The organism is Neisseria perflava (genome assembly GCF_019334725.1).
GTDB lineage: Bacteria > Pseudomonadota > Gammaproteobacteria > Burkholderiales > Neisseriaceae > Neisseria > Neisseria subflava_A.
The window spans coordinates 1,006,876-1,028,992 of the sequence record NZ_CP079818.1; the positions used below are offsets into that span (position 1 = coordinate 1,006,876).

Annotated in this window: 21 protein-coding genes and 1 tRNA gene; 14 read left to right on the forward strand and 8 right to left on the reverse strand. The window is 49.7% G+C overall.

Going from position 1 to position 22,117, the window contains the following annotated elements:
- Nucleotides 1-199: 199 nt before the first annotated feature.
- The 8 genes from recN to LPB400_RS04865 all read left to right on the forward strand — a co-directional run bounded on the left by recN (nt 200) and on the right by LPB400_RS04865 (nt 10,242).
- A complete protein-coding gene (recN, locus tag LPB400_RS04830; protein WP_070461420.1) occupies nt 200-1,861 on the forward strand; it encodes a DNA repair protein RecN in 1,662 nt (553 codons plus the stop codon).
- A 115-nt stretch (nt 1,862-1,976) separates the two neighbouring features.
- Nucleotides 1,977-2,933 (forward strand): glutathione synthase, encoded by a 957-nt coding sequence (gshB, locus tag LPB400_RS04835; protein ID WP_070584324.1) that lies wholly within the window; start codon nt 1,977-1,979, stop codon nt 2,931-2,933.
- Nucleotides 2,934-3,001: 68 nt separating this feature from the next.
- Complete coding sequence (locus LPB400_RS04840; RefSeq protein ID WP_219089706.1) at nt 3,002-3,385, forward strand: diacylglycerol kinase; 384 nt, start codon at nt 3,002-3,004, stop codon at nt 3,383-3,385.
- Nucleotides 3,386-3,516: 131 nt separating this feature from the next.
- Nucleotides 3,517-3,996 carry a copper chaperone PCu(A)C gene (locus LPB400_RS04845; RefSeq protein WP_219089590.1) on the forward strand — a complete coding sequence of 160 codons (480 nt, stop codon included), beginning with the start codon at nt 3,517-3,519 and terminating at the stop codon, nt 3,994-3,996.
- A 126-nt stretch (nt 3,997-4,122) separates the two neighbouring features.
- On the forward strand, nt 4,123-5,226 hold the full coding sequence (gene mnmA / locus LPB400_RS04850) for a tRNA 2-thiouridine(34) synthase MnmA (RefSeq protein ID WP_219089592.1): 1,104 nt from the start codon (nt 4,123-4,125) through the stop codon (nt 5,224-5,226).
- 93 nt (nt 5,227-5,319) lie between these two features.
- Entirely contained in the window at nt 5,320-6,975 is a 1,656-nt protein-coding gene (locus tag LPB400_RS04855) for an AMP-binding protein (RefSeq protein ID WP_070461425.1), read from the forward strand.
- A gap of 124 nt (nt 6,976-7,099) precedes the next feature.
- Nucleotides 7,100-8,734 carry a CTP synthase gene (locus LPB400_RS04860; RefSeq protein ID WP_049348005.1) on the forward strand — a complete coding sequence of 545 codons (1,635 nt, stop codon included), beginning with the start codon at nt 7,100-7,102 and terminating at the stop codon, nt 8,732-8,734.
- Between the two features lie 392 nt (nt 8,735-9,126).
- Nucleotides 9,127-10,242, forward strand: coding sequence for a porin (locus tag LPB400_RS04865; protein WP_070461426.1), 1,116 nt, complete (start codon nt 9,127-9,129; stop codon nt 10,240-10,242).
- Between the two features lie 63 nt (nt 10,243-10,305).
- Here the strand turns inward: LPB400_RS04865 and LPB400_RS04870 are convergent, their stop codons facing one another.
- A complete protein-coding gene (locus LPB400_RS04870; protein WP_199900396.1) occupies nt 10,306-10,917 on the reverse strand; it encodes a CNP1-like family protein in 612 nt (203 codons plus the stop codon).
- A gap of 109 nt (nt 10,918-11,026) precedes the next feature.
- On the opposite strand from LPB400_RS04870, the gene LPB400_RS04875 reads away from it, so the two are divergent.
- The 3 genes from LPB400_RS04875 (at nt 11,027) to pyrC (ending at nt 12,989) form a co-directional block, all read left to right on the forward strand.
- A complete protein-coding gene (locus LPB400_RS04875) occupies nt 11,027-11,251 on the forward strand; it encodes a sulfurtransferase TusA family protein (RefSeq protein ID WP_003681929.1) in 225 nt (74 codons plus the stop codon).
- A 12-nt stretch (nt 11,252-11,263) separates the two neighbouring features.
- Nucleotides 11,264-11,857 carry an NMCC_0638 family (lipo)protein gene (locus tag LPB400_RS04880; protein WP_107792417.1) on the forward strand — a complete coding sequence of 198 codons (594 nt, stop codon included), beginning with the start codon at nt 11,264-11,266 and terminating at the stop codon, nt 11,855-11,857.
- Nucleotides 11,858-11,954: 97 nt separating this feature from the next.
- Nucleotides 11,955-12,989: a dihydroorotase gene (gene pyrC, locus LPB400_RS04885; protein WP_107792418.1), complete on the forward strand. Its 1,035-nt coding sequence runs from the start codon at nt 11,955-11,957 to the stop codon at nt 12,987-12,989.
- 134 nt (nt 12,990-13,123) lie between these two features.
- Here pyrC and LPB400_RS04890 read toward each other — a convergent pair whose 3' ends face one another.
- Nucleotides 13,124-13,687, reverse strand: coding sequence for an RBBP9/YdeN family alpha/beta hydrolase (locus tag LPB400_RS04890; RefSeq protein WP_107792419.1), 564 nt, complete (start codon nt 13,685-13,687; stop codon nt 13,124-13,126).
- 233 nt (nt 13,688-13,920) lie between these two features.
- A complete protein-coding gene (gene cysD / locus LPB400_RS04895) occupies nt 13,921-14,853 on the reverse strand; it encodes a sulfate adenylyltransferase subunit CysD (RefSeq protein ID WP_264081764.1) in 933 nt (310 codons plus the stop codon).
- Between the two features lie 197 nt (nt 14,854-15,050).
- On the opposite strand from cysD, the gene trhA reads away from it, so the two are divergent.
- Nucleotides 15,051-15,677, forward strand: coding sequence for a PAQR family membrane homeostasis protein TrhA (gene trhA, locus LPB400_RS04900; protein WP_219089595.1), 627 nt, complete (start codon nt 15,051-15,053; stop codon nt 15,675-15,677).
- Nucleotides 15,678-15,735: 58 nt separating this feature from the next.
- On the opposite strand, the gene LPB400_RS04905 is transcribed toward trhA, so the two are convergent.
- Entirely contained in the window at nt 15,736-17,166 is a 1,431-nt protein-coding gene (locus LPB400_RS04905; RefSeq protein ID WP_003745950.1) for an alanine/glycine:cation symporter family protein, read from the reverse strand.
- A gap of 367 nt (nt 17,167-17,533) precedes the next feature.
- On the opposite strand from LPB400_RS04905, the gene LPB400_RS04910 reads away from it, so the two are divergent.
- A complete protein-coding gene (locus LPB400_RS04910) occupies nt 17,534-18,262 on the forward strand; it encodes a YebC/PmpR family DNA-binding transcriptional regulator (RefSeq protein WP_049331317.1) in 729 nt (242 codons plus the stop codon).
- A gap of 60 nt (nt 18,263-18,322) precedes the next feature.
- Here the strand turns inward: LPB400_RS04910 and LPB400_RS04915 are convergent, their stop codons facing one another.
- The 4 genes from LPB400_RS04915 to tgt all read right to left on the reverse strand — a co-directional run bounded on the left by LPB400_RS04915 (nt 18,323) and on the right by tgt (nt 21,751).
- Complete coding sequence (locus tag LPB400_RS04915; protein WP_039864291.1) at nt 18,323-18,814, reverse strand: disulfide bond formation protein B; 492 nt, start codon at nt 18,812-18,814, stop codon at nt 18,323-18,325.
- Between the two features lie 205 nt (nt 18,815-19,019).
- Entirely contained in the window at nt 19,020-19,418 is a 399-nt protein-coding gene (locus LPB400_RS04920) for a c-type cytochrome (RefSeq protein ID WP_219089597.1), read from the reverse strand.
- Between the two features lie 120 nt (nt 19,419-19,538).
- Nucleotides 19,539-20,549 carry a ferrochelatase gene (hemH, locus tag LPB400_RS04925; protein ID WP_219089599.1) on the reverse strand — a complete coding sequence of 337 codons (1,011 nt, stop codon included), beginning with the start codon at nt 20,547-20,549 and terminating at the stop codon, nt 19,539-19,541.
- A gap of 86 nt (nt 20,550-20,635) precedes the next feature.
- On the reverse strand, nt 20,636-21,751 hold the full coding sequence (gene tgt, locus LPB400_RS04930) for a tRNA guanosine(34) transglycosylase Tgt (RefSeq protein ID WP_003745960.1): 1,116 nt from the start codon (nt 21,749-21,751) through the stop codon (nt 20,636-20,638).
- A gap of 237 nt (nt 21,752-21,988) precedes the next feature.
- Between tgt and LPB400_RS04935 the strand changes: the two genes are divergently transcribed.
- Nucleotides 21,989-22,065: transfer RNA gene (locus LPB400_RS04935), tRNA-Val, on the forward strand.
- Nucleotides 22,066-22,117 lie beyond the last annotated feature (52 nt).

A 22,117-nucleotide genomic window follows, 5' to 3' on the forward strand; every position in this document is an offset into this window, starting at 1 on the left:
TATATCATTGAATAAGCCAGCCAGGGTAACAATATGGCGTGGTGCGTTTAGCAGTTTCTTAAAAAATAATTTGTTTAAAATAAATATCTTAGATAAACCATAAGAAAAATCTGATTTAAACTATAAAAAATCTTAGTTATAATCAGCTTATCTAAAGCTATTCCGCATAGTTGCGGGTAATTTACTAAGGAATACTGCAATGCTGTTGGCACTTTCTTTGCGTGATTTTGTCATTGTTGAAAACCTGAATCTTGATTTTCAAAACGGCTTTACCGTATTGACGGGCGAGACCGGCGCAGGCAAATCGATTACTCTGGATGCGATTGGCCTGTTGTTGGGCGATAAAGCCGATTACAGTCAAGTGCGAAGCGGCGCCAAAGAAGCGCAGTTGTCGGCTTTGTTCGATATCAGCGGTTTGCCTGAACTGAAAGCGCAGCTGCAGGAGCAAGGCCTTTTGGAAGAAGATGCCGAAGAGCTCAGCATCCGCCGTATTATCGATGCCAAGGGTAAAAGTCGCAGTTATATCAATAATCAGGTAGCAACATTGGCGCAGCTGAAAGCTATTGGCGAGCAGTTAATCGATATTCACGGCCAAAATGCCCATCATTCGTTGAATCAAGAGTCTGCGCAACGCGAGTTGTTAGACGCATTTGCTGGCAGCAAAGAGCAGGCAGAAACGGTCAAACAGCTTTATCAAAATTGGGTCAATGCGAAAAAAGCCCTGCAAGAAGCGCAAGAGCAGGCAGAAACCATGGCCATCGAACGCGAGCGTTTGGAATGGCAGTTTAATGAATTGAACCAATTGGAGCTCAAACCCAACGAATGGGAAACCTTAAGCCAAAGCCACGACAGCCTGGCGCATTCGGCCGAGTTGCTGCAAACCGCCGAGCAGGTGAGCGACAGTATAGACGGAGACAACGGCATCCAACGTCAAATCTACCAATGCCAAAAACTGCTGGGCAATCTGCAAAACATTGAGCCGCGCTTTGCCGAAAGTCTGAATATGCTGGCAAGTATTGAAGCTGAGTTGGGTGAAATCAGTGCCAATATGCGTGATGTGGCCGGTCGCAGCGACATCGATCCTAATGAATTAGCCGCACAAGAAAGCCGTATGGGCGAATTGATGAGCATGGCGCGCAAATACCGCATTGAGCCGGAAGAGTTGCCGCAAAAGTTGGCAGAAATTGACGAGCGCCTGCAAAACCTGCACGCGGCTGCCGATTTGGAAGCCTTGGAAAATACAGTCGCACGCAATCTTGCCGAATACCACGAAGCCGCGCATATTCTCTCCGCCATGCGTCATCAGGCGGCTGGTCGTTTGGGCGAAGAGACCACCGAGCATATGCAACATTTGGCCATGAAGGGCGCACGTTTTGACATCGTCTTGTTGCCGTCTTCGCCGACCGCACATGGTCTGGAGCAGGTACAATTCCAAGTGGCGGCGAATAAAGGCAATCCGTCCCGACCTTTGAATAAAGTGGCTTCCGGCGGCGAATTGGCGCGTATCAGCTTGGCTTTGCAAGTGGTTGCCAGCCAATACACGCAAGTGCCGACATTGATTTTCGACGAAGTGGATACCGGTATTGGTGGCGGCGTCGCCGAAATGGTCGGTAAAGCTTTGCGTGCCTTAGGTAAAAAACATCAAGTCTTGGCGGTAACCCATCTTCCTCAAGTCGCCTCTTGCGGTGAAAACCATTGGCAGGTCCGCAAGCATAGCGAAGGGGAGCAAACCGTCAGCGAAATCAGCGTGTTGAACCATCATCAGCGCATTGAGGAAATCGCGCGTATGCTGGGTGGCGAAATTATTACTGATACTACACGCAGCCATGCCGCCGAACTCTTGCATTTGGCAGCCGCCTAAAAGCCTCAAGGCCGTCTGAAAATAGGATTCAGACGGCCTTTTCTATATTTTGCCACCTTTTCAGGCAGGCAGAATACAAGGTATGATTATATCGTCTATTTACAAGGAAATTTTGATGAAAGTCCTGTTTATCGCCGATCCAATGGCAAGTTTTAAAACCTATAAAGACACTACTTACGCCATGATGCGTGAAATGGCAAAGCGCGGTTGGCAGCTTTTTCATACCTTGAGCGGAGAATTGTCCGTCCGTGAAGGCTTGGTGGTGGCTCAGGCGGCGGCATTTGAGTTTGTCGGCGCGAAGAACGATGACGATCATGAATGGTTTAAAGCAGAGGCAAAAGTTCAGACGGCCTTGAAAGATTTCGATGCGGTCATTATGCGCACTGATCCGCCGTTTGATATGCAATATCTGTATGCGACCCAGTTTTTGACGTTGGCACAGCAGCAGGGCGCAAAAGTATTTAACAGCGGACAAGCAATGCGCGATTTCAATGAGAAATTGGCGATTTTGAACTTCAGCCAGTTTACCGCGCCCACTTTGGTTACAACACGTTCCGCCGATGTCCGTGCCTTTTTGAAAGAACACGGCGACATCATCATCAAACCTTTGGACGGCATGGGCGGTATGGGCATTTTCCGCCTGACCGAATCCGACCCCAATATCGGCAGTATTTTGGAAACCCTGATGCAGCTTGATTCACGCACCATCATGGCGCAACGTTATATTCCTGAAATCGTACATGGCGACAAGCGCATTCTGATTATCGGCGGGGAAGTTGTTCCGTATGCTTTGGCGCGTATTCCGCAAAACGGCGAAACGCGCGGCAACTTGGCTGCCGGCGGCCGCGGCGTGGCGCAGGAGTTGAGCGAGCGCGACCGTGAGATTGCAGAAACCCTTGCGCCGGAATTGAAGCGCCGCGGTATTTTGCTTGCCGGTTTGGATGTCATCGGCAGCAATCTGACCGAAGTTAACGTAACCAGCCCGACCGGCTTCCAAGAAATCATGAAGCAAAAAGATTTCGACGTTGCCGCCATGTTCGCAGATGCCGTTGCATCTTGGGCAAAACAATAGAACCAAAGGCCGTCTGAAGATTGACCCGACCGTTTCTCTTCAGACGGCCTTTTTATGTTGAGAATATGATGGAACCATCTTCCTACGCATCTGAAAAAAAAGGTAAAAACGGCATTAAGCGCATCATTAATGCGTTCGGTTATTCCAAAGACGGACTGGCTGCCGCGTACCGTTATGAAAGTGCATTTCGCCAAGTTTTTTGGTTGAACCTGATTTTAATTTTTTTTGCTTTGTTCCTTGATTTCGGCCCGCTCACTAAAATGGTGCTTGTTGTCGCATCGTTTATTTCACTGATTACCGAATTGTTTAATACCGCCGTCGAGGCAGCCGTTGACCATACCTCTACTGAAAAACACGAGCTGGCCAAGCGTGCCAAAGATGCCGGTTCGGCCGCGCAACTGATGGCTTTGTTCATGTTATTTATTGTTTGGATTGTTGCATTAACTGCTTAGAAATGTGGTAATATGGTAATTCATTAGGATTAGATAGTATTAGTTAATCTATATCAAAGTTTTCAGACGGCCTTCGGTTGTAAGATGAAGGCTGTATATCCCAGCCATTTGGCAAACATAAGGAGCAAAACATGAAAAAATTAATGGCAACCCTGATTCTGGCAGGCTTGGCAACTTCCGTATCTGCAGCCGGTATCTATATTGAAGACGGTTGGGCACGTTCTACCGTTGAAGGTATGAAAATGGGTGGCGCATTCATGAAAATCCACAACGATGAAGCTAAAAAAGACTTCTTGGTTGGCGGCAGCAGCCCGGTAGCCGAGCGTATCGAAGTACATACCCATGTAAACGACAACGGCGTAATGCGCATGCGCGAAGTTAAAGGCGGCATCCCGCTGGAAGCAAAAGGCGTAACTGAGCTGAAACCAGGCAGCTACCACGTTATGTTCATGGGTCTGAAAAAACCGCTGAAAGAAGGCGAAAAAGTACCTGTAACCCTGAAATTCAAAAACGCGAAATCTCAAACTGTTGAGCTGGAAGTGAAAACTGCACCGCAATCCGGCATGGATCACGGTCACGGCCATGGTCACGGTGGCGCGCATCAGCACTAATTGCTTGAATTTGCATATAAAGGCCGTCTGAAAGTCATTGGGCTTTCAGACGGCCTTTTCTGTCGCTAAATCAAAATGTGCTAAAATTATGCTTTAAAAAATGCATTTGAAACCCACATTCCACTCATGAATACTACCAACACACCAACAAACATCATCGTCGGCCTTTCCGGCGGCGTCGATTCATCCGTTACCGCGGCCTTGCTCAAACAGCAAGGCCATCAAATCAGCGGCGTGTTCATGCAGAACTGGGAAGATGACGACAACGACGAATATTGCAGCATCAAACAAGACTCCTTTGATGCCATTGCCGTTGCCGATATCATCGGAATCGATATCGACATCGTCAATTTTGCCGCGCAATATAAAGACAACGTATTTGCCTATTTCCTCACAGAATACAGCGCAGGCCGTACGCCAAATCCGGATGTCTTGTGCAATGCCGAAATCAAATTCAAATGCTTTTTAGACTACGCCATCGAGCAGGGCGCCGATACCATTGCCACCGGACACTATGCCCGCAAAGAAATTCGCAACGGCGTGCATTACCTGCTCAAAGGCTTGGATCAAAACAAAGACCAAAGCTATTTCTTATACCGCCTCAAACCTTTCCAACTGGAGCGCGCGATTTTCCCATTGGGCGAGTTGGAAAAGCCTGAAGTCCGCCGTCTTGCCGAAGAATTCAAATTACCGACTGCAACCAAAAAAGACAGTACCGGTATTTGCTTTATTGGTGAACGCCCGTTCCGCGAATTTCTGCAAAAATACCTGCCGACCAATAATGGCAAAATGGTTACCCCTGAAGGCAAAGTAGTCGGCGAACACGTCGGCTTGATGTTTTACACGCTGGGCCAACGCAAAGGCTTGGGTATCGGCGGCGCAGGCGAACCATGGTTTGTCGCGGCCAAGGATTTGACCAAAAACGAACTGATTGTCGTCCAAGGCCATGACCATCCTTTGCTTTATACACAAAGCCTGATTATGAACGATTTGAGTTTCACATTGCCGGAACGTCCGAAAGAAGGCCGCTATACCTGCAAAACGCGCTACCGCATGGCTGACGCGCCTTGTACGTTGCGTTACTTGGATGATAAAACCATCGAGCTTGTTTTTGACGAGCCGCAATGGGCGGTAACTCCCGGACAGTCAGCGGTACTGTACGACGGCGATGTGTGCTTGGGCGGCGGTATCATCATGTCCACCGACAAGCCTGTCATTATTACTGCTTAATAAAAGGGCCGTCTGAAAACGAAGCGGCAGATTGAATAAAGCCTTTCAGACGGCCTCGATTTCAAAAAACGACTAAATAAAAGACTGATCAACATGGAAAAACTCTGGCTCAAAAGCTACGAACAAGGCGTCAACCCCGAAATCGATATCTCTCAATACAGCTCCATCAGCGACGTATTCCGTCAAAGTGTCGAGAAATTCTCGGATAAACCTGCTTTTCAAAACATGGGCAAAACGCTGACTTATGCCGAAGTGGGCAAGTTGGCGACCGATTTTGCGTCTTACCTGCAAAACGTATTGAAACTGCCGCGCGGTGAGCGTGTGGCAATTATGATGCCGAACGTTTTGCAATATCCGATTGCGCTTTTCGGTATTTTGCAGGCAGGTTTGGTGGCAGTGAATACGAATCCGCTTTATACGCCGCGCGAGTTGGAACATCAGTTGAAAGACAGCGGCGCGACAACGATTGTCGTGTTGGAGAACTTTGCCAATACGCTGGAATTGGTGTTGCCGCGTACACAAATCAAACATGTGATTGTCGCGTCGGTCGGCGAGATGTTCGGCATGATTAAGGGCGCGTTGATGAACTTCGTCATCCGCAAAGTGAAAAAAATGGTGCCGGAATACCGCATTCCCAATACCATCACTTTTCAGACGGCCTTGAAGCAAGGTGCGGCCAATACGTTCAAGCCAGTCGAGTTGACGCGCGACGATACTGCCTTGCTGCAATATACAGGCGGTACAACCGGTTTGGCGAAAGGCGCCGTCCTTAGTCACGGCAATATCTGCGCCAATATGCTTCAGGCGAAAGAATGGATTAAATTCCAACTGAGCGAAGGCGAAGAAACCGTCATCGCCGCGCTGCCGCTTTACCACATCTTTGCCTTGACGGTAAACCTGATGATTTTCGCCAATACCGGTTCTAAAATCATCCTGATTACCAACCCTCGCGATATGAAAGGATTTATCGGTGAATTGAAAAAAGAGCCGATCAGCGTATTCATCGGTGTGAATACCCTGTTTAATGCGATGGTCAACCGTCCGGATTTTGCCGAAGTTGATTTTTCCCGTTTGAAGCTGACTTTGGGCGGCGGTATGGCAACACAAAAAGCCGTGGCGGAAAAATGGAAAAAAATTACTGGTACGCCGATTGTGGAGGCTTACGGCTTGACCGAAGCCAGCCCGGGCGTATGTTGTAATCCTTTGAATATCGAAGCTTACAGCGGTGGTATCGGCTTGCCTGTTTCTTCAACCGAGGTCGAATTGCGTGATGCAGACGGCAAAGAAGTGCCTATCGGACAACCGGGCGAATTGTGGGTACGCGGCCCGCAAGTGATGAAAGGCTATTGGAACCGTCCGGAAGAAACCGCCAAAGCAATCGATGCGCGCGGCTTTTTGGAGACCGGCGACATTGCTGTTATGGATGAAAAAGGTTGGTTGAAGCTGGTGGACCGCAAAAAAGATTTGATTGTGGTATCTGGTTTCAATGTGTATCCGAACGAAATTGAAGAAGTGGTGGCTAGCAATGACAAGGTTTTGGAAGTCGCCTGTATCGGCGTGAAAAATGAGAAAACCGGCGAAGCGATTAAGGTCTTCGTCGTACGCAAAGATCCGTCTTTGACCAAGGAAGAGTTGATCGATTTCTGCCGTAAAGAGCTGACGGCGTATAAAGTGCCGAAAGACATCGAATTCCGCGACGAGTTGCCAAAATCCAACGTTGGCAAAATCCTGCGCCGCGAACTGCGCTGATATATAGAATCAGTATGATAAGGCCGTCTGAAAACGCTGTTTTCAGACGGCCTGAAGCTTTTGCCGTTTGCCAGAATATGCTGCTTCAAGTTAAAATCACACATTCCAACATGGGTATCACATCATGACTAAATTTATTTTCGTAACCGGCGGCGTTGTATCTTCTTTGGGTAAAGGTATCGCCGCCGCTTCTATTGCTACTATTCTCGAGTCGCGTGGCTTGAACGTGACCATGCTTAAGCTCGACCCGTATATCAACGTTGACCCGGGTACCATGAGCCCGTTTCAACACGGCGAAGTATTCGTGACCGATGACGGCGCGGAAACCGACCTCGACCTCGGTCATTACGAGCGTTTCATCAACGCCACCATGACCCGCCGCAACAGCTTCAGTACCGGCCAAGTCTATGAAAACGTGATTGCTAAAGAGCGTCGCGGCGACTATTTGGGCGGTACCGTACAAGTGATTCCGCACATTACCGATGAAATCAAACGCCGTATCCATGAAGGCGCGGCTGGTTATGATGTGGCGATTGTTGAAATCGGCGGTACAGTCGGCGATATCGAATCGTTGCCTTTCTTGGAAGCCATCCGCCAAATGCGCAGCCAGCTTGGCCGCAATAATACATTGTTTGCCCACCTGAGCTATGTTCCTTACATTGCCGCCGCCGGTGAAATTAAAACCAAACCGACCCAGCATACCGTTAAAGAAATGTTGAGCATCGGTTTGCAACCGGACATCCTGATCTGCCGTATGGACAGAGAAATGCCTGCGGACGAGCGTCGTAAGATTGCATTGTTCTGTAACGTTGAAGAACGCGCCATCGTGGGCAGCTACGATGTGGACAGCATTTACGAATGCCCTGAAATGCTGCACAACCAAGGCATCGACAGCATTATTACCGAGCAGTTGCAGCTGAATGTCAAACAAGCCGATTTGACCGAATGGAAGAAAATCGTTCACGCGATTCAAAATCCGAAACACACCGTCAAAATTGCGATGGTCGGCAAATACGTTGATTTGACCGAGTCCTACAAATCATTGATCGAAGCCCTGAAACACGCCGGTATTCACACTGAAACCGACGTACAAATTACCTTTGTCGACAGCGAAAGCATCGAGAAGAGCAATGGCGACGTTTCCATGCTCAAAGACATGGACGCGATTTTGGTGCCGGGCGGCTTCGGTTCACGCGGCGTGGAAGGCAAAATTGCCGCCGTACGCTATGCGCGTGAAAACAACGTACCATACTTGGGCATCTGCCTGGGCATGCAAATTGCCCTGATTGAGTACGCCCGCGATGTTGCAGGCTTGAAAGGTGCGAACTCTACCGAGTTTGATTTGAAATGCGCCGCGCCTGTCGTTGCCCTGATTGACGAATGGCAAACTGCCGACGGCAGCGTAGAAACCCGTGACGAATCTGCCGATTTGGGCGGTACCATGCGTTTGGGCGCGCAAGAAGTTGACCTCAAACCGGGCAGCCTTGCCGCAAAAATCTACGGCAGCGAACATATCCGCGAACGTCATCGCCACCGCTACGAGGTCAACAACAACTATGTTCCTCAGTTGGAAAAAGCCGGTTTGGTCATTGGCGGCGTATCTGCAGGCCGCGAGCGTTTGGTTGAAACCATCGAATTGCCAAATCATCCTTGGTTCTTCGCGTGTCAGTTCCATCCGGAATTTACTTCCAATCCGCGCAAAGGCCATCCTTTGTTCAGCGCGTTTGTGAAAGCCGCGTTGGGTAACAAAAAAGCCTGATTGATGTGATTGAAAAAGCACCCGTTTCCGGGTGCTTTTTTGTTTTCAGACGGCCTTAGAAGTTATTTGTCTTCATTGACTTCGCGGTCGTTTAAAGGTTGTACGGGACGGTTGTTTTCGCCGCCGATAATGTCGCGCATAGCTTTAAACTGCGCCGCATTTGCCTAAACCGGAGTTTTTAAGACAACCCAAGTCACGTTTTCGCTGCAAATAGGAAAGGCCGTCTGAAATTTCTTTCAGACGGCCTGTTTTATTTAAAAATGTTGTAAAAAGTCTAAACTCTAATGAATAAAAGTGTCTATCAAGATGAAAGTAGTTGTTTGTAGCGTTGGAAAACATTAATATTGCCAAACGTGTTTTCACGAGATTTTAACTTTGTTTTGGAGAGAATAATGAAAAAATCGATTATCGCTTTGGTTATTGCCGGTTTGCCGCTGGCTGCCTCTGCAGACGTCATTCTGTATGGTCAAATCAAAAGCAGCGTGACCGTCGGTCAAGTAAAAATCAAAGGTGATGCAGGTTCTGAAACCAGCTCTACCGCAACCAGCATCAATGACAATACCTCCCGTATCGGTTTCAAAGGCAGCGAAAACCTCGGCGGCGATTTGAAAGCTATCTGGCAAGTTGAACAAAAAACGGCCATTACCGGTGGTTCTCAAGGTTTTGCCAATCGCGATTCCTTCATTGGTTTGCAAGGTAAATTCGGTAAAGTCCGTGCCGGTAAACTCAGCAATATGCTGAACGAAATGGACACCATCGATCCATGGATGTACAAAACCAATGCCGCAGGCTTGGGCATCTTTACCCGTACCGGCAACCGTAACGCCGCTGTACGCTACGACAGCCCGGATTTCGGCGGATTCAAATTCAACGTGTCTTACGCACCGCGCGACAACCGCAATCCTTCAGACAAATACACGCACACCAAACCGGCCAAAGACCAATACACCGGCGGCGTGAGTTTCTCTAAAAACGGCTTTACCGCCAATGCGGCTTACGGCCACTACAACGGCGCGTACACCGACAAATCAGGCAAAGTCAAAGCGGCGCAAATCGCCAAAGTCGAAACTTATTACGATAAAGACAATCTCTTTGTCGGCGGCGGCGTACACTATGCCAAAGGCCATGAGACAGGCAACGAATATTTAGGCTATTTCACCGATGGTTTTAATGAGTACAAGGGTAGTGACATTACTGTCGATTCAGGCAAATCTGAAGCCGTGAAAGTAGTTGATGCAGCGGTAACAGTCGGCTACAAATTGGGCAATGTCACCCCACGCATTACTTACGCGCACGGCTGGCCTGCCAAGGGCGTGAACAGTGGAGAAAAATTGGTGGATAAATTCGACCAAGTCGTTGTCGGCGGCCAATACACCTTCAGCAAACGCACCGGCGTAGTTGCCCAACTGGCGTATCTGAAAGTCGGCAACAAAACCCGTCTGACTGCAGCCAACAAAGGCGGCGTTGAACAAAAAGCCGCTTCTGTGGGCCTGTATCACAAATTCTAAGCTGTCTCTAAAGACAAGGCCGTCTGAAAAATTTCAGACGGCCTTTTTGTTGATTAAAGCGGTTTATTTGTCGTGGTTGGTCAGCGTTGTGCCGTGACGGCCGCCGCGTTCTTTCAAACGTTGTACCAAGCCTTCGACCGTTGTCGGCATGCCGTCGATACAGAATGCCTGATACAGGGCGGTGTGCAGGGCATCGTTGCGGCTGAACGCATTGCCGATCAGCTTCCAATCGCCTTTGCGCGGTTCAATCCAGCGGCGGTTTACTGTATCGCCGTAAGCGAATACTTTGTAAGACGAACGCTTGTCGTTGCTGTAAGTAAAGGATGTGCGGGCGCAATAGAGGCCTTCGACGGAGAGGTTGTCGTAGCCTTTGTCGGAGCGTACGTTCAAGACGTAGCGGATGCTGTTGTCCGGCGCAGGCATGATTTGCAGGCTGCTGAGCAGGATTTTGGGCTGCTTGCCGTAGGTTTCGTTGACATAGAGGTCGAACCAATCGCTCGATTGGGTATCGGGCAGAGGCGGCAACTCGGCTTTGTGTTCTTTAAACTCGCGTGCGGCAACTTCTTCAGGGCTTTCCTGATAACGCGTGTTGGTCAGCGTATCTTTTTGGCTGAAACCCAAAGCAAATGCTTGAGTCGCGGCAAGGCTGAGGGCGAGAAGGGCAAAACGGCGCATAGACAGCTCCAAAGTGAAAAACGGCTTTATTTTATGGGCTTGCAGGGTGGGGTGCAAGTAAGTGCGGTATAATTGACGTTAATTCTGATTAATATGACGAGTTTTTATCATGAATACACAAACTCTGGATGTCATCGGTTTGAAATGCCCGTTGCCGATTTTGCGTGCCAAAAAAGCTTTGGCGCAAATGCAGGAGGGCGAAGTGCTGACCGTATTGGCCACCGATGGCGGTGCGCCCGGCGATTTTGAAGCGTTTTGCCGTCAGACCGGACATGTTTTGTTGGAATCGAGCGAGGCCGACGGCGTGTTCAAGCTGGTGTTGAAACACAAATAAAGGCCGTCTGAAATGTCTAAAGCCGTCGCGTTGTCTGCCGCCGTATTGGCCGTCTGCCTGAGTGCATGCGGTAATGAAGGCGTTTCGCCGCAGAACGCTGCCGATTATGCCCAAAATGTCACTGACTTGTTCCGCCAAAGCTGTGTGGCCGCAGACGGCGATGCCGCCCTTGTCGGCGAGTTTGCCAATGCCAACAAACTGATTTTATTGTCGAAAAAAGAGATTGCCGATTTGCCTGCCGAAATGATGGATTTGGAGGCATTAAGCATTTGGAAGAAAACGGTAAACGGCGCAGATTATTATTTGAGCCTGACCGAAGACAGTTGCAGCGTGCGCACGGCTAAAGCCAACGACCATCTGATTTTCAAACAATTTTTGGCTTTGGCAGAAAATCCGCCGCAAGGTTTGAACGCTGAATTGCGTGCCGATAATTTGTCGGAAGCCCCGTTGCCCATGCGTCAGATTTCCTACGCATGGCGCGCGTCCGGCAGTTCGAAAGAAACCTTGTTGACCGTCAAAACAACGTCGTCCGAGCATTTTCCGGTACAGGCTGTTTTTTATTTGACCCATCATTCTTACGACAATAAGGCCGCCGTTTTACCTTAGACCGGTTGACGATTGGAATATCAAATTAATAGCAACCGTTACTGCCGAATAAAGGCCGTCTGAAACATTATCAAACCAAACCACTCGAAAGTAAGCTATGCAAACCCTGACCATCATCCGCCCCGACGATATGCACTTACACCTGCGCGACGGCGACGCGCTCAAAGCTGTTGCCCCGTACACCGCCCGACAAATGGGCCGCGCGGTTATCATGCCCAACCTCAAACCGCCCGTCGTCAGCGTTGACGATGCCCAAGCCTACAAAGCGCGCATTATGGCCGCCCTGCCTGAAGGCAGTACCTTCCAGCCGTTGATGACGCTTTATTTGACCGACAACGCCACACCCGAACTCGTGCGCGAAGCCAAGGCTGCCGGTATCGTGGCTTTCAAACTCTATCCTGCGGGCGCGACCACCAACTCCGATTCCGGCGTGACCGACTTGTTCAAACTCATCCCCGTGTTGGAAGAAATGGCGAAACAGGGCATTTTGTTCTTGGTTCACGGCGAAGTGACCGATCCTGAAATCGATATTTTCGACCGCGAGGCCGCCTTTATCGAGCGCGTGATGAAACCGGTTTTGGCGCAAGTGCCGAATCTTAAAGTCGTGTTCGAACACATCACCACTGCCGAGGCCGCCCGACTGGTATTGGAAGCCAGCGATAATGTGGCTGCGTCCGTGACGCCGCAACACTTGCTGCTCAACCGCAACGACCTTTTGGTCGGCGGCGTGCGTCCTCATCATTTCTGCCTGCCTGTACTCAAACGTGAAACCCACCGTCAGGCTTTGGTTGCCGCCGTTACCGGCGATAAGGCGCACAAATTCTTCCTCGGCACAGACTCTGCGCCACATGCCAAAACTGCCAAAGAAAATGCTTGCGGTTGTGCCGGTATGTTCAGCGCGATGACCGCCATCGAGCTTTATGCCGAAGTGTTTGAGAAAGCAGGCGCGTTGGATAAACTGGAAGCCTTTGCTTCTAAAAATGGCCCGCGTTTCTACGGTCTGCCTGAAAATTCTGATACCATCACACTGGTCAAACAAACGCAAACCGTACCTGCCAGCGTACCTTACGGCGATGGCGAACTTGTACCGATGAGGGCCGGCGGTGAGATTGAATGGACGGTGCAATATTAAATTTGCCGTCAATAAGGCATAAAAAGAAACAACCTGCTTGAAAAGGCAGGTTGTTTTTTTATGGTCGTTCAGACGGCCTGTTATGGGGAGGAAAGACAGACGAGGCCGTCTGAAAACCGAATTATATTGTTTGTTTATTCGGTCAACATGGGTTTCAGTGCTTCCCAAGCCTGCGGCAGTTGGGTAAAGCCGTCCGAAGCCATCAAATGGCCGCCTTCGGGAATATGAGTAACAGGGCTTTTGAGTTTGGCCGCCATGTCCAAAGTCAGTTCGGGCGGAACATGGGTGTCATTGTCGGAAACCAGACAGTGTTTGGGCATGTCGATTTTGCGCAGGATGTTGAAATCGGGCGACGCTGCTTTAATGTAGGCATCGAGCGCAGGTAGGGGCGGCAGCGTATCGGCAAAACCGGCGGCAAGCAACAGGCCGCCGATTTTTTGCGGCTGTTGGCGGCTGAGGAAGTGAAGGAGGGTAATGCAGCCGAGGCTGTGGCCGACTAGGAAGGTATGGGCATCGGGCTTGCCAATGTGCTGGTCAAGGGTAAACTGCCACGAGGTCGTGCTTGGTTTGTCGGGATTGGGCATGGCGAGGGAGATTGCTTGTGCGCCGGTGCTTTTGATTTGGGCGCAAAGCCAGTCAAACCAGTTGCCGTGCGGATTGCCTTCAAAGCCATGTACGATATAAACGCGTCGGTTCATGTTTCTCCTCCTTCAGACGGCCTGAGACTTTTGTCTAAATCTCTGCCTGCAAGTGTTTATTATACCATGTTTGTTTATGTTTTATTGTTTGTCGCTTTGTCAGGATTTTTGATTAAGTTTTTGTTGTTAAATGATATTTGCAAGAATAATAAAGCAAACAACACGGCAGGGGCGGATGGCTTTGCCGTGTTGTTCGGGTTTGAAATATATAGGGGCCGTCTGAAAAAAACAGTTTAGAAATAACCTTGTTTTTTACGCTCTTCCATTGCCGCTTCCGATACGCGGTCGTCCATGCGTGTGGCACTGCGTTCGGAAATGGTCGCGGCGGCGGTTTCCGCAATGATGTCTTCGGGTGTGGCGGCGGTACTGGCAACCGGGCAGGTGCAGGAAATATCGCCGACGGTACGGAAGCGGACATCGCGGATTTGGGCAACTTCGCCTTCGCGTTTTGGGGTCAACGGGGTAACGGGAACGAGCAGGCCGTTGCGTTCGACAACTTCGCGTTTGTGGGTGTAATAAATCGGTGGCAGGGCGAGTTTTTCGCGTGCGATGTATTGCCAGATGTCCAATTCCGTCCAGTTGGAAATCGGGAATACGCGCATGTTTTCGCCTTGGAACAGGCGCGTATTGTAGAGCGACCATAATTCAGGACGTTGGTTTTTAGGATCCCATTGGCCGAACTCGTCGCGGAAAGAGAAGATGCGTTCTTTGGCGCGCGCTTTTTCTTCATCGCGGCGTGCGCCGCCCATCAGTGCATCAAAGCCTTGTTCTTCGATGGTTTCAACCAGTGTAACGGCTTGGGCAGCGTTGCGTGAATCGGTTTCGCGGCGCAAGACGACGCTGCCTTTGCGGATGGACTCTTCTACGCTGCCGATCACAAGTTGTACGCCGGTGCGTGCGACCGTGTCGTCGCGGAACTGGATGACTTCGGGGTAATTGTGGCCGGTATCGACGTGCAGGAGTTTGAACGGCAGTTTCAGCGGGCGGCCTTCGATTTGGAAGGCTTTGACGGCAAGCGCCAGCAAGACGACGGAGTCTTTGCCGCCGGAAAACAGCAGGGCCGGGTTTTGGGCGTTGGCAATCACTTCGCGGATGATGTAGATGGATTCGGCTTCGAGCCAGTCGAGGTGGTGGTTTTGGATGGACATTTTTTCTCTCTTTGCAATCTTGGCGATAGCCGATACTTTAGTGAGGCCGTCTGAAAAAGGGAAAGAATGGTTTGTTTGTTGCAAAGATGTTTTTGTTATATTGCCCAAGTGTGTTTTCAGACGGCCTTTGCGCTTTAACTTATTTTTAACCCGATTTCTCTGACGAAGCGCCTGTCTTCGCGTACACTTTGGTTTTTTAGAAATGAGAATGGTTTATGTATCACGGCGAGAGATTTAATGCGTACAGCCATTTGGCCGGTTTCTTATTGGCAGTGGCGGCCTTGGTGCTGATGCTGGTGAAAGCGGTGGAATCGGCGGACGGCTATCGGATTGCCGGTGCACTGACTTACGGAATCTGCCTGCTGCTTCTGTATTTGGGTTCAACCTTATACCACAGTATTCCGCAGCCGAAGGCCAAGGCGATTTTGCAAAAGGTCGATCATTGCATGATTTATCTTTTGATTGCAGGCAGTTATACGCCGTTTACGCTGATTACCCTGCAGGGCAGCTGGGGCTGGTCGCTTTTCGGCGTGTCGTGGGGGCTGGCTTTGCTGGGCATTGTTCAGGAGCTGACGATCGGGCGCAAAAGCGAGAAGCGGCTGCTGTCGATGGTGATTTATGTGTTAATGGGATGGCTGATTGTGGTGGCGGTGTGGCCGCTGATAAAATCGCTTTCAGCGGGCGGATTATTTTGGCTGGTGTTGGGCGGCGTGTTGTATAGCGCGGGGATTTATTGGTTTATCAATGATACTAAAATCCGCCACGGCCACGGTATTTGGCACTTGTTTGTCTTGGCAGGTAGTTTGACGCAATTTATCAGCATTTATTTTTATGTGTTGTAGATTCAGACGGCCTGAAATAAAAAACCTCTCAGTTTGACTGAGAGGTTTTTGTTTGTCGTTAATCAGGGTTTTTGTCGTGGAATTCGTGGAATTCGTAGTTGTAGGTCAGCTCTTTGCCTGCTTTGGTTTGCGCCAGATAATCGTCGTAAACCGCACGGATTTCCTTACGCAGCAGGAAGAGGGCGATTAAGTTCGGCAAGACCATAAAGCCGTTGAACATATCGGACATGCTCCAAACCAAATCCACTTTGCCCAATGTACCCAATACGATGGCCACCAAAACCAGTGCGCGGTAGATGCCCAAGTGTTTGCCGCGGAACAGGAAGCGGATATTGGATTCGCCGAAGTAGTACCAGCCGATGATGGTGGTAAAGGCGAAGAAGGTCAGACAGACGGCGAGCAGTTGAGAACCGAAACCCGGAAAGGCCTTGTTAAAAGCCAGTTGGGTAACCGCAGCGCCGGTTTCGCCGGAGAGGTTGGCGTCGGTCAGCAGGATAATCAGCGCAGTTGCCGTGCAGACCATCAGCGTATCGATAAAGATACCGATAAACGCGGCCATACCTTGTTGCACGGGATGTTTGACGTTGGCGGTTGCATGAGCGTGCGGGGTCGAACCCATACCGGCTTCGTTAGAAAACAGGCCGCGTGCCACGCCGAAACGGACGGCCTCGCGCATACCGATACCGGCCGCACCGCCCAATACCGCTTCAGGATTAAAGGCGGCAACAAAAATATGGCTGAACATCGGAATAATGTGGTCGGAGAATTTGAACAAAATAATCACGGCACACAAGATGTAAATCACCGCCATAAACGGTACGACAAATTGCGCGATACCGGCAATGCGGTTGATGCCGCCGATGATAATCAGGCCGGCGAGTACGGCCACCGCAATACCGACTGCCATCGGCGGAATATTAAAAGCTAAATTCATAGCCGAGGCGATGGAGTTGGATTGTGTCGCGTTGCCGATGAAACCCAGCGCGATAATCAAGGCGATGGAGAAAAAGCCGGACAGGAAACGCGCCGCGCCCCGGCCGATTTTCGGGGTCAGGCCGTGCGTAATGTAAAACGCTGGGCCGCCGATGTATTTGCCGTGGCTGACCACGCGATATTTTTGCGCTAAAACGGCTTCTGCAAAAATGGTAGACATGCCCAAAATGGCAGACAGCCACATCCAAAAAATGGCACCCGGGCCGCCGGCGGTAATCGCAGTGGCGACACCGGCCACGTTACCGGTACCGATTTGCGCGGAAATCGCTACGGCAAGCGCTTGAAATTGAGACAGGGATTTGCCTTCGTGGTCTTTGTCTTTTTTACTGAACAAGCCGCCGAAAACGGATTTGAAACCTGTTCCTAATTTGGTAATTTGCGGCGCGCCCAAGTACAGGGTAAAAAACAGGCCGATGCCGATTAAGGCATAAATCAGCAGGTAGTCCCAAAGAACCAGATTGACTGCACCCACCAGAGCAGACAATATTTCTTCCATAATATAACCTTTAAGAAAAACAAATAAAAAGAAAATGATACGGGCAACTACTCCCGTTCATTTTCGCGGTTGGCAACAAGGGCGAGCAGGCCGTTTTGCCGTTTAATACCGGTTTAAGTTGTTAACAATCCTGACCGATTTTGTCATCATACCGTAAACCTTCGTGAATTAAAACGGAAAACTGACAAAGGTTTGCCGCAAATGTGCTTCTTTATTTTAAAAAAGGTTTCTTTGTTTTCAGACGGCCTGTTTTTGCAAATGTTTGGGCCGTCTGAATATTTTGGCTAAAGCTAACTTATGATAAAATGCACGCCTTACAAATGAAGCAAATTCCGCCTCAGAGCGTGAAAAAACGAAAGGAATCAACATGGCAGGCCATAGTAAGTGGGCAAATATCCAACACAAAAAAGCCCGACAAGATGCCAAACGCGGCAAAATCTTCACCCGTCTGATTAAAGAAATTACCGTTGCTGCCCGTATGGGCGGCGGCGACCCCGGCGCAAACCCGCGCCTGCGCTTGGCTTTGGAAAAAGCCGCTGAAAACAATATGCCTAAAGACAACGTGCAACGTGCCATCGATAAAGGTACGGGCAATCTGGAAGGCGTGGAATATATCGAGTTGCGTTACGAAGGCTACGGCATCGGCGGCGCGGCTTTGATGGTAGACTGCCTGACCGACAACAAAACCCGTACCGTTGCCGATGTGCGCCATGCATTCACTAAAAACGGCGGCAACTTGGGTACCGACGGTTGCGTAGCGTTCAACTTCGTTCATCAAGGCTATTTGGTGTTCGAACCGGGCGTTGACGAAGATGCGCTGATGGAAGCGGCTTTGGAAGCCGGTGCGGAAGACGTCATCACCAACGATGACGGTTCCATCGAAGTGGTTACCGCACCGAACGACTGGGCAGGTGTAAAAGCAGCATTGGAAGCTGCAGGCTACAAATCTGTTGACGGCGACGTTACCATGCGTGCCCAAAACGAAACCGAGTTGAGCGGCGAAGATGCGGTTAAAATGCAAAAACTGATTGACGCATTGGAAGATTTGGACGACGTACAAGACGTTTACACTTCTGCCGTGTTGAATCTGGATTAAATAGTTTAAAGAACAAAAGGCCGTCTGAAATTTCAGACGGCCTTTTTATATCGAAACCAATCAGATTTTTCTGGTTTTCAACCAAGCCCAAAGCAGCAGCAATACCACGAAGCTGAAATACAAAATACTCCACACCGGCAGGGCGACGCCGAATAGATAGTCCGGCTCGGCGCAGTTGCCAAAGCCGCGAACGATGGGTTCAAACCAATCGAACAAAGGCCAGTCGCGCAAGCGGAAGGTCCAAGGTGCGCCGCAAGAAGGGGCGGTGCCGGGCGGCAGGCTTTGCAGCCAAATTTGATAGGCGGCGACACCTGCGCCATAAACGGCCGGAGCGGCAATCAACAATGCCGAGAGCGAGCGGGCAAATTTGGAAGATTGAGAACTAAATGCCGTAACAATGGCCAACAGCCCGACAGCCAATACGCACAAGCGTTGCAGGATGCACAATACGCACGGGTTCATGCCCAAAACGTATTGGGAAATAAAGGAGCCGCAGGCAGCAAATATGGAGAGGACGACTAAAAATAAAACAGTCTTGCGGAAAAAGTTCATAACATAAAACCTTTCAGACGGCCTGGACGCAAAACAGCCGCTAAATAACGTTTACTTTAACACAAAACGCATATGCTTTTTTTGATTTGACGGTTTTTTGCGTATGTTTGTTGATGTTGCATAACCATAAATATGGAAACAAAAATGTGTTCCATATCGAAAAGGCCGTCTGAAATATTCAGACGGCCTTTATGGGAGAGACGTTTTATTTTTTCCCGTGAGATTTTTTGACATCTGCTTCAGTAATCGTACCGCCGCCATTATTGAAGGCGTTCATGATGTAAGTGGCAACGGCGGCAACATCGGCATCGTTGATGGCGGTAGAAGGCATGAAGCCGTTGTAGGATTTGCCGTTTACTTTAATCGGGCCGTTGATGCCTTTGGTCATGCTTTGCAACAGGGCTTGCGGTTTTTTATTGATATAGTCGGACTGGAATAAAGGCGGGAACATGGCACCCCGACCTTCGCCTTTTTTACCGTGGCAGGCAGCGCAGTTGGTTTCGTAAATTTTTTGTCCTTTGCTCATCAGCGCGGCATCAGCGGCAAAAGCAGTTGGGAGGCTGAGTGCGGTCAGAAGGAGCAGGATAGGGCGGAGTGCAGTCATGATGTGTTCCTTTTTGAGTGGTGTTTTTGATGGCCACACGCTTGGTTTGCGTTTTAATAGCTTGATGATAACGCTAAAGGCCGTCTGAAAGTGAATTTTTCAGACGGCCTTTGGTTTAGGTCAAATCCAGCCTTGCAGATTGGCCCGACTTAATTGTGCAAGTGCGGCAATCCAGTCGGCGGAATCGTTGAGGCAGGGGATGTAACGGTATTCTTTGCCGCCGGCGGCGTGGAATTGTTCGCGTCCCATAATGGCGATTTCTTCCATGGTTTCGAGGCAGTCGGCCAGGAAGCCGGGGCAGAATACGTCGAGTTTAGTTGTGCCTTGTTTCGGCAGCTGATCAAACAGGGCTTGCGTGCTGGGCTTGACCCATTGGGATTTGCCAAACTGGCTTTGGAAAGAAACGATGTATTCTTGTTCGGACAAGCCCAATGCCTGCGCCAACAGCTTGGCAGTATGGTGGCACTCGTCAGGATAAGGGTCGCCGTCGTCGTGATGCTTTTGCGGAATACCGTGGAAACTCAACATCAGTTTTTCGCTGCGTCCGTTTTGAGTCCAATAGGCTTCAATATGCTGCTTCATGGCTTGAATATAGGCGGCATCGTCATAATAACGGGAGACGGTGCGGACGCTCATTTGGTTGCGTTGCAGCAATAACTCTTGAAACACTTTGTCCAAAGCCGCGCCGGTAGAAGAGCCGGCATATTGCGGATAGAGCGGGATGACCAGCAATTTGCCCACACCTTGGGCTTTGAGTTCCGCCAAAACGTCGGCAACGCTTGGATTGCCGTAAGTCATGGCATGACGGACGATGACATCGGGCAAATGTTTGGACAGGGCTTCTGCTTGGCGGTGTGTGTAAACCTCAAGCGGCGAACCTTCTTTAAACCAAACTTTTTCATAGGCATGCGCGCTTTTTTTCGGGCGAAAAGTCAATACCAAGCCGCGCAATATCGGTTGCCATAAGAGCTTGGGCAGTTCGACAACGCGTTGATCGGACAGAAATTCTTTCAAGTAAGGCTTGACTGCGGTAGCAGTGGGTGCATCGGGCGTGCCGAGGTTGAGCAGCAGGACGGCGGTGCGGTTTTGTGCGGTGTAGGCTAAGGGCGGTTCGGTATGGAAACGGGACATGATTGTGCTTTATTAATTAAGAATATTGAGGCCGTCTGAAAAGCAGTTTAAAGTTAAAACCTGATTTCAGACGGCCTTTAAAAAGATTAATCCACACCGCGGGCGCGGTTTTCATGGAATTGCGCCTGCCAATCGGCAAATTTGCCTTGTTCGATGGCTTCGCGCATTTCTGCCATGATGACTTGGTAGAAGTGCAGATTGTGGATGGTGTTGAGCTGTGCACCCAAGATTTCGCCGACTCGGTGCAGATGGTGCAGGTAGGAGCGGCTGAAATTTTGACAGGCGTAGCAGGTGCAGCTTTCATCAATCGGACGCTTGTCGAGTTTATGTTTTGCGTTTTTGATTTTCAAATCGCCAAAACGGGTAAACAGCCAGCCGTTACGCGCATTGCGGGTAGGCATGACGCAGTCGAACATATCCACACCGTGTGCCACACCGTACACCAAGTCTTCAGGCGTGCCGACGCCCATCAAATAATGCGGTTTGTGTTCAGGCAGGATAGGGCCGACGGCGCGCAACATACGGTACATTTCGGGCTTGGGTTCGCCAACGGATAAGCCGCCGATGGCCAATCCGGGGAAGTCGAGCTCTTCCAAACCTTTCAGTGATTCTTCGCGCAAATCTTCATACATCGCGCCTTGTACAATGCCAAACAGTGCATTTGGGTTTTTCAGGTCTTCAAAAGCCTTTTTGCTTCGTTCCGCCCAGCGCAGGCTCATTTGCAGCGATTTTTGCGCTTGGCTGTGCGTTGCTTCGCCAGGGGTGCACTCGTCCAACTGCATCACGATGTCGGAATTCAATACAGTTTGGATTTTCATCGACACTTCGGGCGAGAGGAACAGTTTGTCGCCGTTGATCGGGCTTTGGAATGTACAGCCTTCTTCGGTCAGCTTGCGCATGTCGGATAACGAAAATACTTGGAAACCGCCCGAGTCGGTTAAAATCGGCTTATCCCAACCGATAAATTCGTGCAGACCGCCGAATTGTTCGATGACTTCCAAACCTGGGCGCAGCCACAGATGGTAAGTGTTGCCTAAGATGATTTGCGCTTTGATGTCATGCAGGTTTTGCGGGTTCATCGCTTTGACCGAACCGTAAGTGCCAACCGGCATAAATACCGGCGTTTCGATTTTGCCGTGGTTCAGTTCCAAAGTGCCGCGTCGGGCATGACCGTCTTTTTTGTGTAAGGTAAATTTGAGCATAGCAATAATAGATTGGACGTTCGCGTGTGTGTGAAATGAAAGGGCAGATTATAAAGGATTTTTCGTTGGTTGACGGCTGGATTTTATCTTTGTCAAAACAATGCTTCAGACGGCCTGAATGATGGAGGAAATAAAAAATGAGGTATAAATCAAACAAAAATATTCAGGCCGTCTGAAAAGTATTTACAGATGCTTGCAAAAGGGAACACGCTTCGTTACAATAAGCGACTTAGATGAAGGCACATAGCTCAGTTGGTTAGAGCACCACCTTGACATGGTGGGGGTCGTTGGTTCGAGTCCAATTGTGCCTACCAAATTTCCATAACGGCTTTATGCCGTTATTTTTTAATGTTTTGGAGCTTTCTG

Excerpts from the sequence above, each read along its gene's own strand:
- recN (WP_070461420.1), top strand. The coding sequence starts at position 200 with ATGCTGTTGGCACTTTCTTTGCGTGATTTTGTCATTGTTGAAAACCTG.
- gshB (WP_070584324.1), top strand. The coding sequence starts at position 1,977 with ATGAAAGTCCTGTTTATCGCCGATCCAATGGCAAGTTTTAAAACCTAT.
- LPB400_RS04840 (WP_219089706.1), top strand. The coding sequence starts at position 3,002 with ATGGAACCATCTTCCTACGCATCTGAAAAAAAAGGTAAAAACGGCATT.
- LPB400_RS04845 (WP_219089590.1), top strand. The coding sequence starts at position 3,517 with ATGAAAAAATTAATGGCAACCCTGATTCTGGCAGGCTTGGCAACTTCC.
- mnmA (WP_219089592.1), top strand. The coding sequence starts at position 4,123 with ATGAATACTACCAACACACCAACAAACATCATCGTCGGCCTTTCCGGC.
- LPB400_RS04855 (WP_070461425.1), top strand. The coding sequence starts at position 5,320 with ATGGAAAAACTCTGGCTCAAAAGCTACGAACAAGGCGTCAACCCCGAA.
- LPB400_RS04860 (WP_049348005.1), top strand. The coding sequence starts at position 7,100 with ATGACTAAATTTATTTTCGTAACCGGCGGCGTTGTATCTTCTTTGGGT.
- LPB400_RS04865 (WP_070461426.1), top strand. The coding sequence starts at position 9,127 with ATGAAAAAATCGATTATCGCTTTGGTTATTGCCGGTTTGCCGCTGGCT.
- LPB400_RS04870 (WP_199900396.1), bottom strand. The coding sequence starts at position 10,917 with ATGCGCCGTTTTGCCCTTCTCGCCCTCAGCCTTGCCGCGACTCAAGCA.
- LPB400_RS04875 (WP_003681929.1), top strand. The coding sequence starts at position 11,027 with ATGAATACACAAACTCTGGATGTCATCGGTTTGAAATGCCCGTTGCCG.
- LPB400_RS04880 (WP_107792417.1), top strand. The coding sequence starts at position 11,264 with ATGTCTAAAGCCGTCGCGTTGTCTGCCGCCGTATTGGCCGTCTGCCTG.
- pyrC (WP_107792418.1), top strand. The coding sequence starts at position 11,955 with ATGCAAACCCTGACCATCATCCGCCCCGACGATATGCACTTACACCTG.
- LPB400_RS04890 (WP_107792419.1), bottom strand. The coding sequence starts at position 13,687 with ATGAACCGACGCGTTTATATCGTACATGGCTTTGAAGGCAATCCGCAC.
- trhA (WP_219089595.1), top strand. The coding sequence starts at position 15,051 with ATGTATCACGGCGAGAGATTTAATGCGTACAGCCATTTGGCCGGTTTC.
- LPB400_RS04905 (WP_003745950.1), bottom strand. The coding sequence starts at position 17,166 with ATGGAAGAAATATTGTCTGCTCTGGTGGGTGCAGTCAATCTGGTTCTT.
- LPB400_RS04910 (WP_049331317.1), top strand. The coding sequence starts at position 17,534 with ATGGCAGGCCATAGTAAGTGGGCAAATATCCAACACAAAAAAGCCCGA.
- LPB400_RS04915 (WP_039864291.1), bottom strand. The coding sequence starts at position 18,814 with ATGAACTTTTTCCGCAAGACTGTTTTATTTTTAGTCGTCCTCTCCATA.
- LPB400_RS04920 (WP_219089597.1), bottom strand. The coding sequence starts at position 19,418 with ATGACTGCACTCCGCCCTATCCTGCTCCTTCTGACCGCACTCAGCCTC.
- hemH (WP_219089599.1), bottom strand. The coding sequence starts at position 20,549 with ATGTCCCGTTTCCATACCGAACCGCCCTTAGCCTACACCGCACAAAAC.
- tgt (WP_003745960.1), bottom strand. The coding sequence starts at position 21,751 with ATGCTCAAATTTACCTTACACAAAAAAGACGGTCATGCCCGACGCGGC.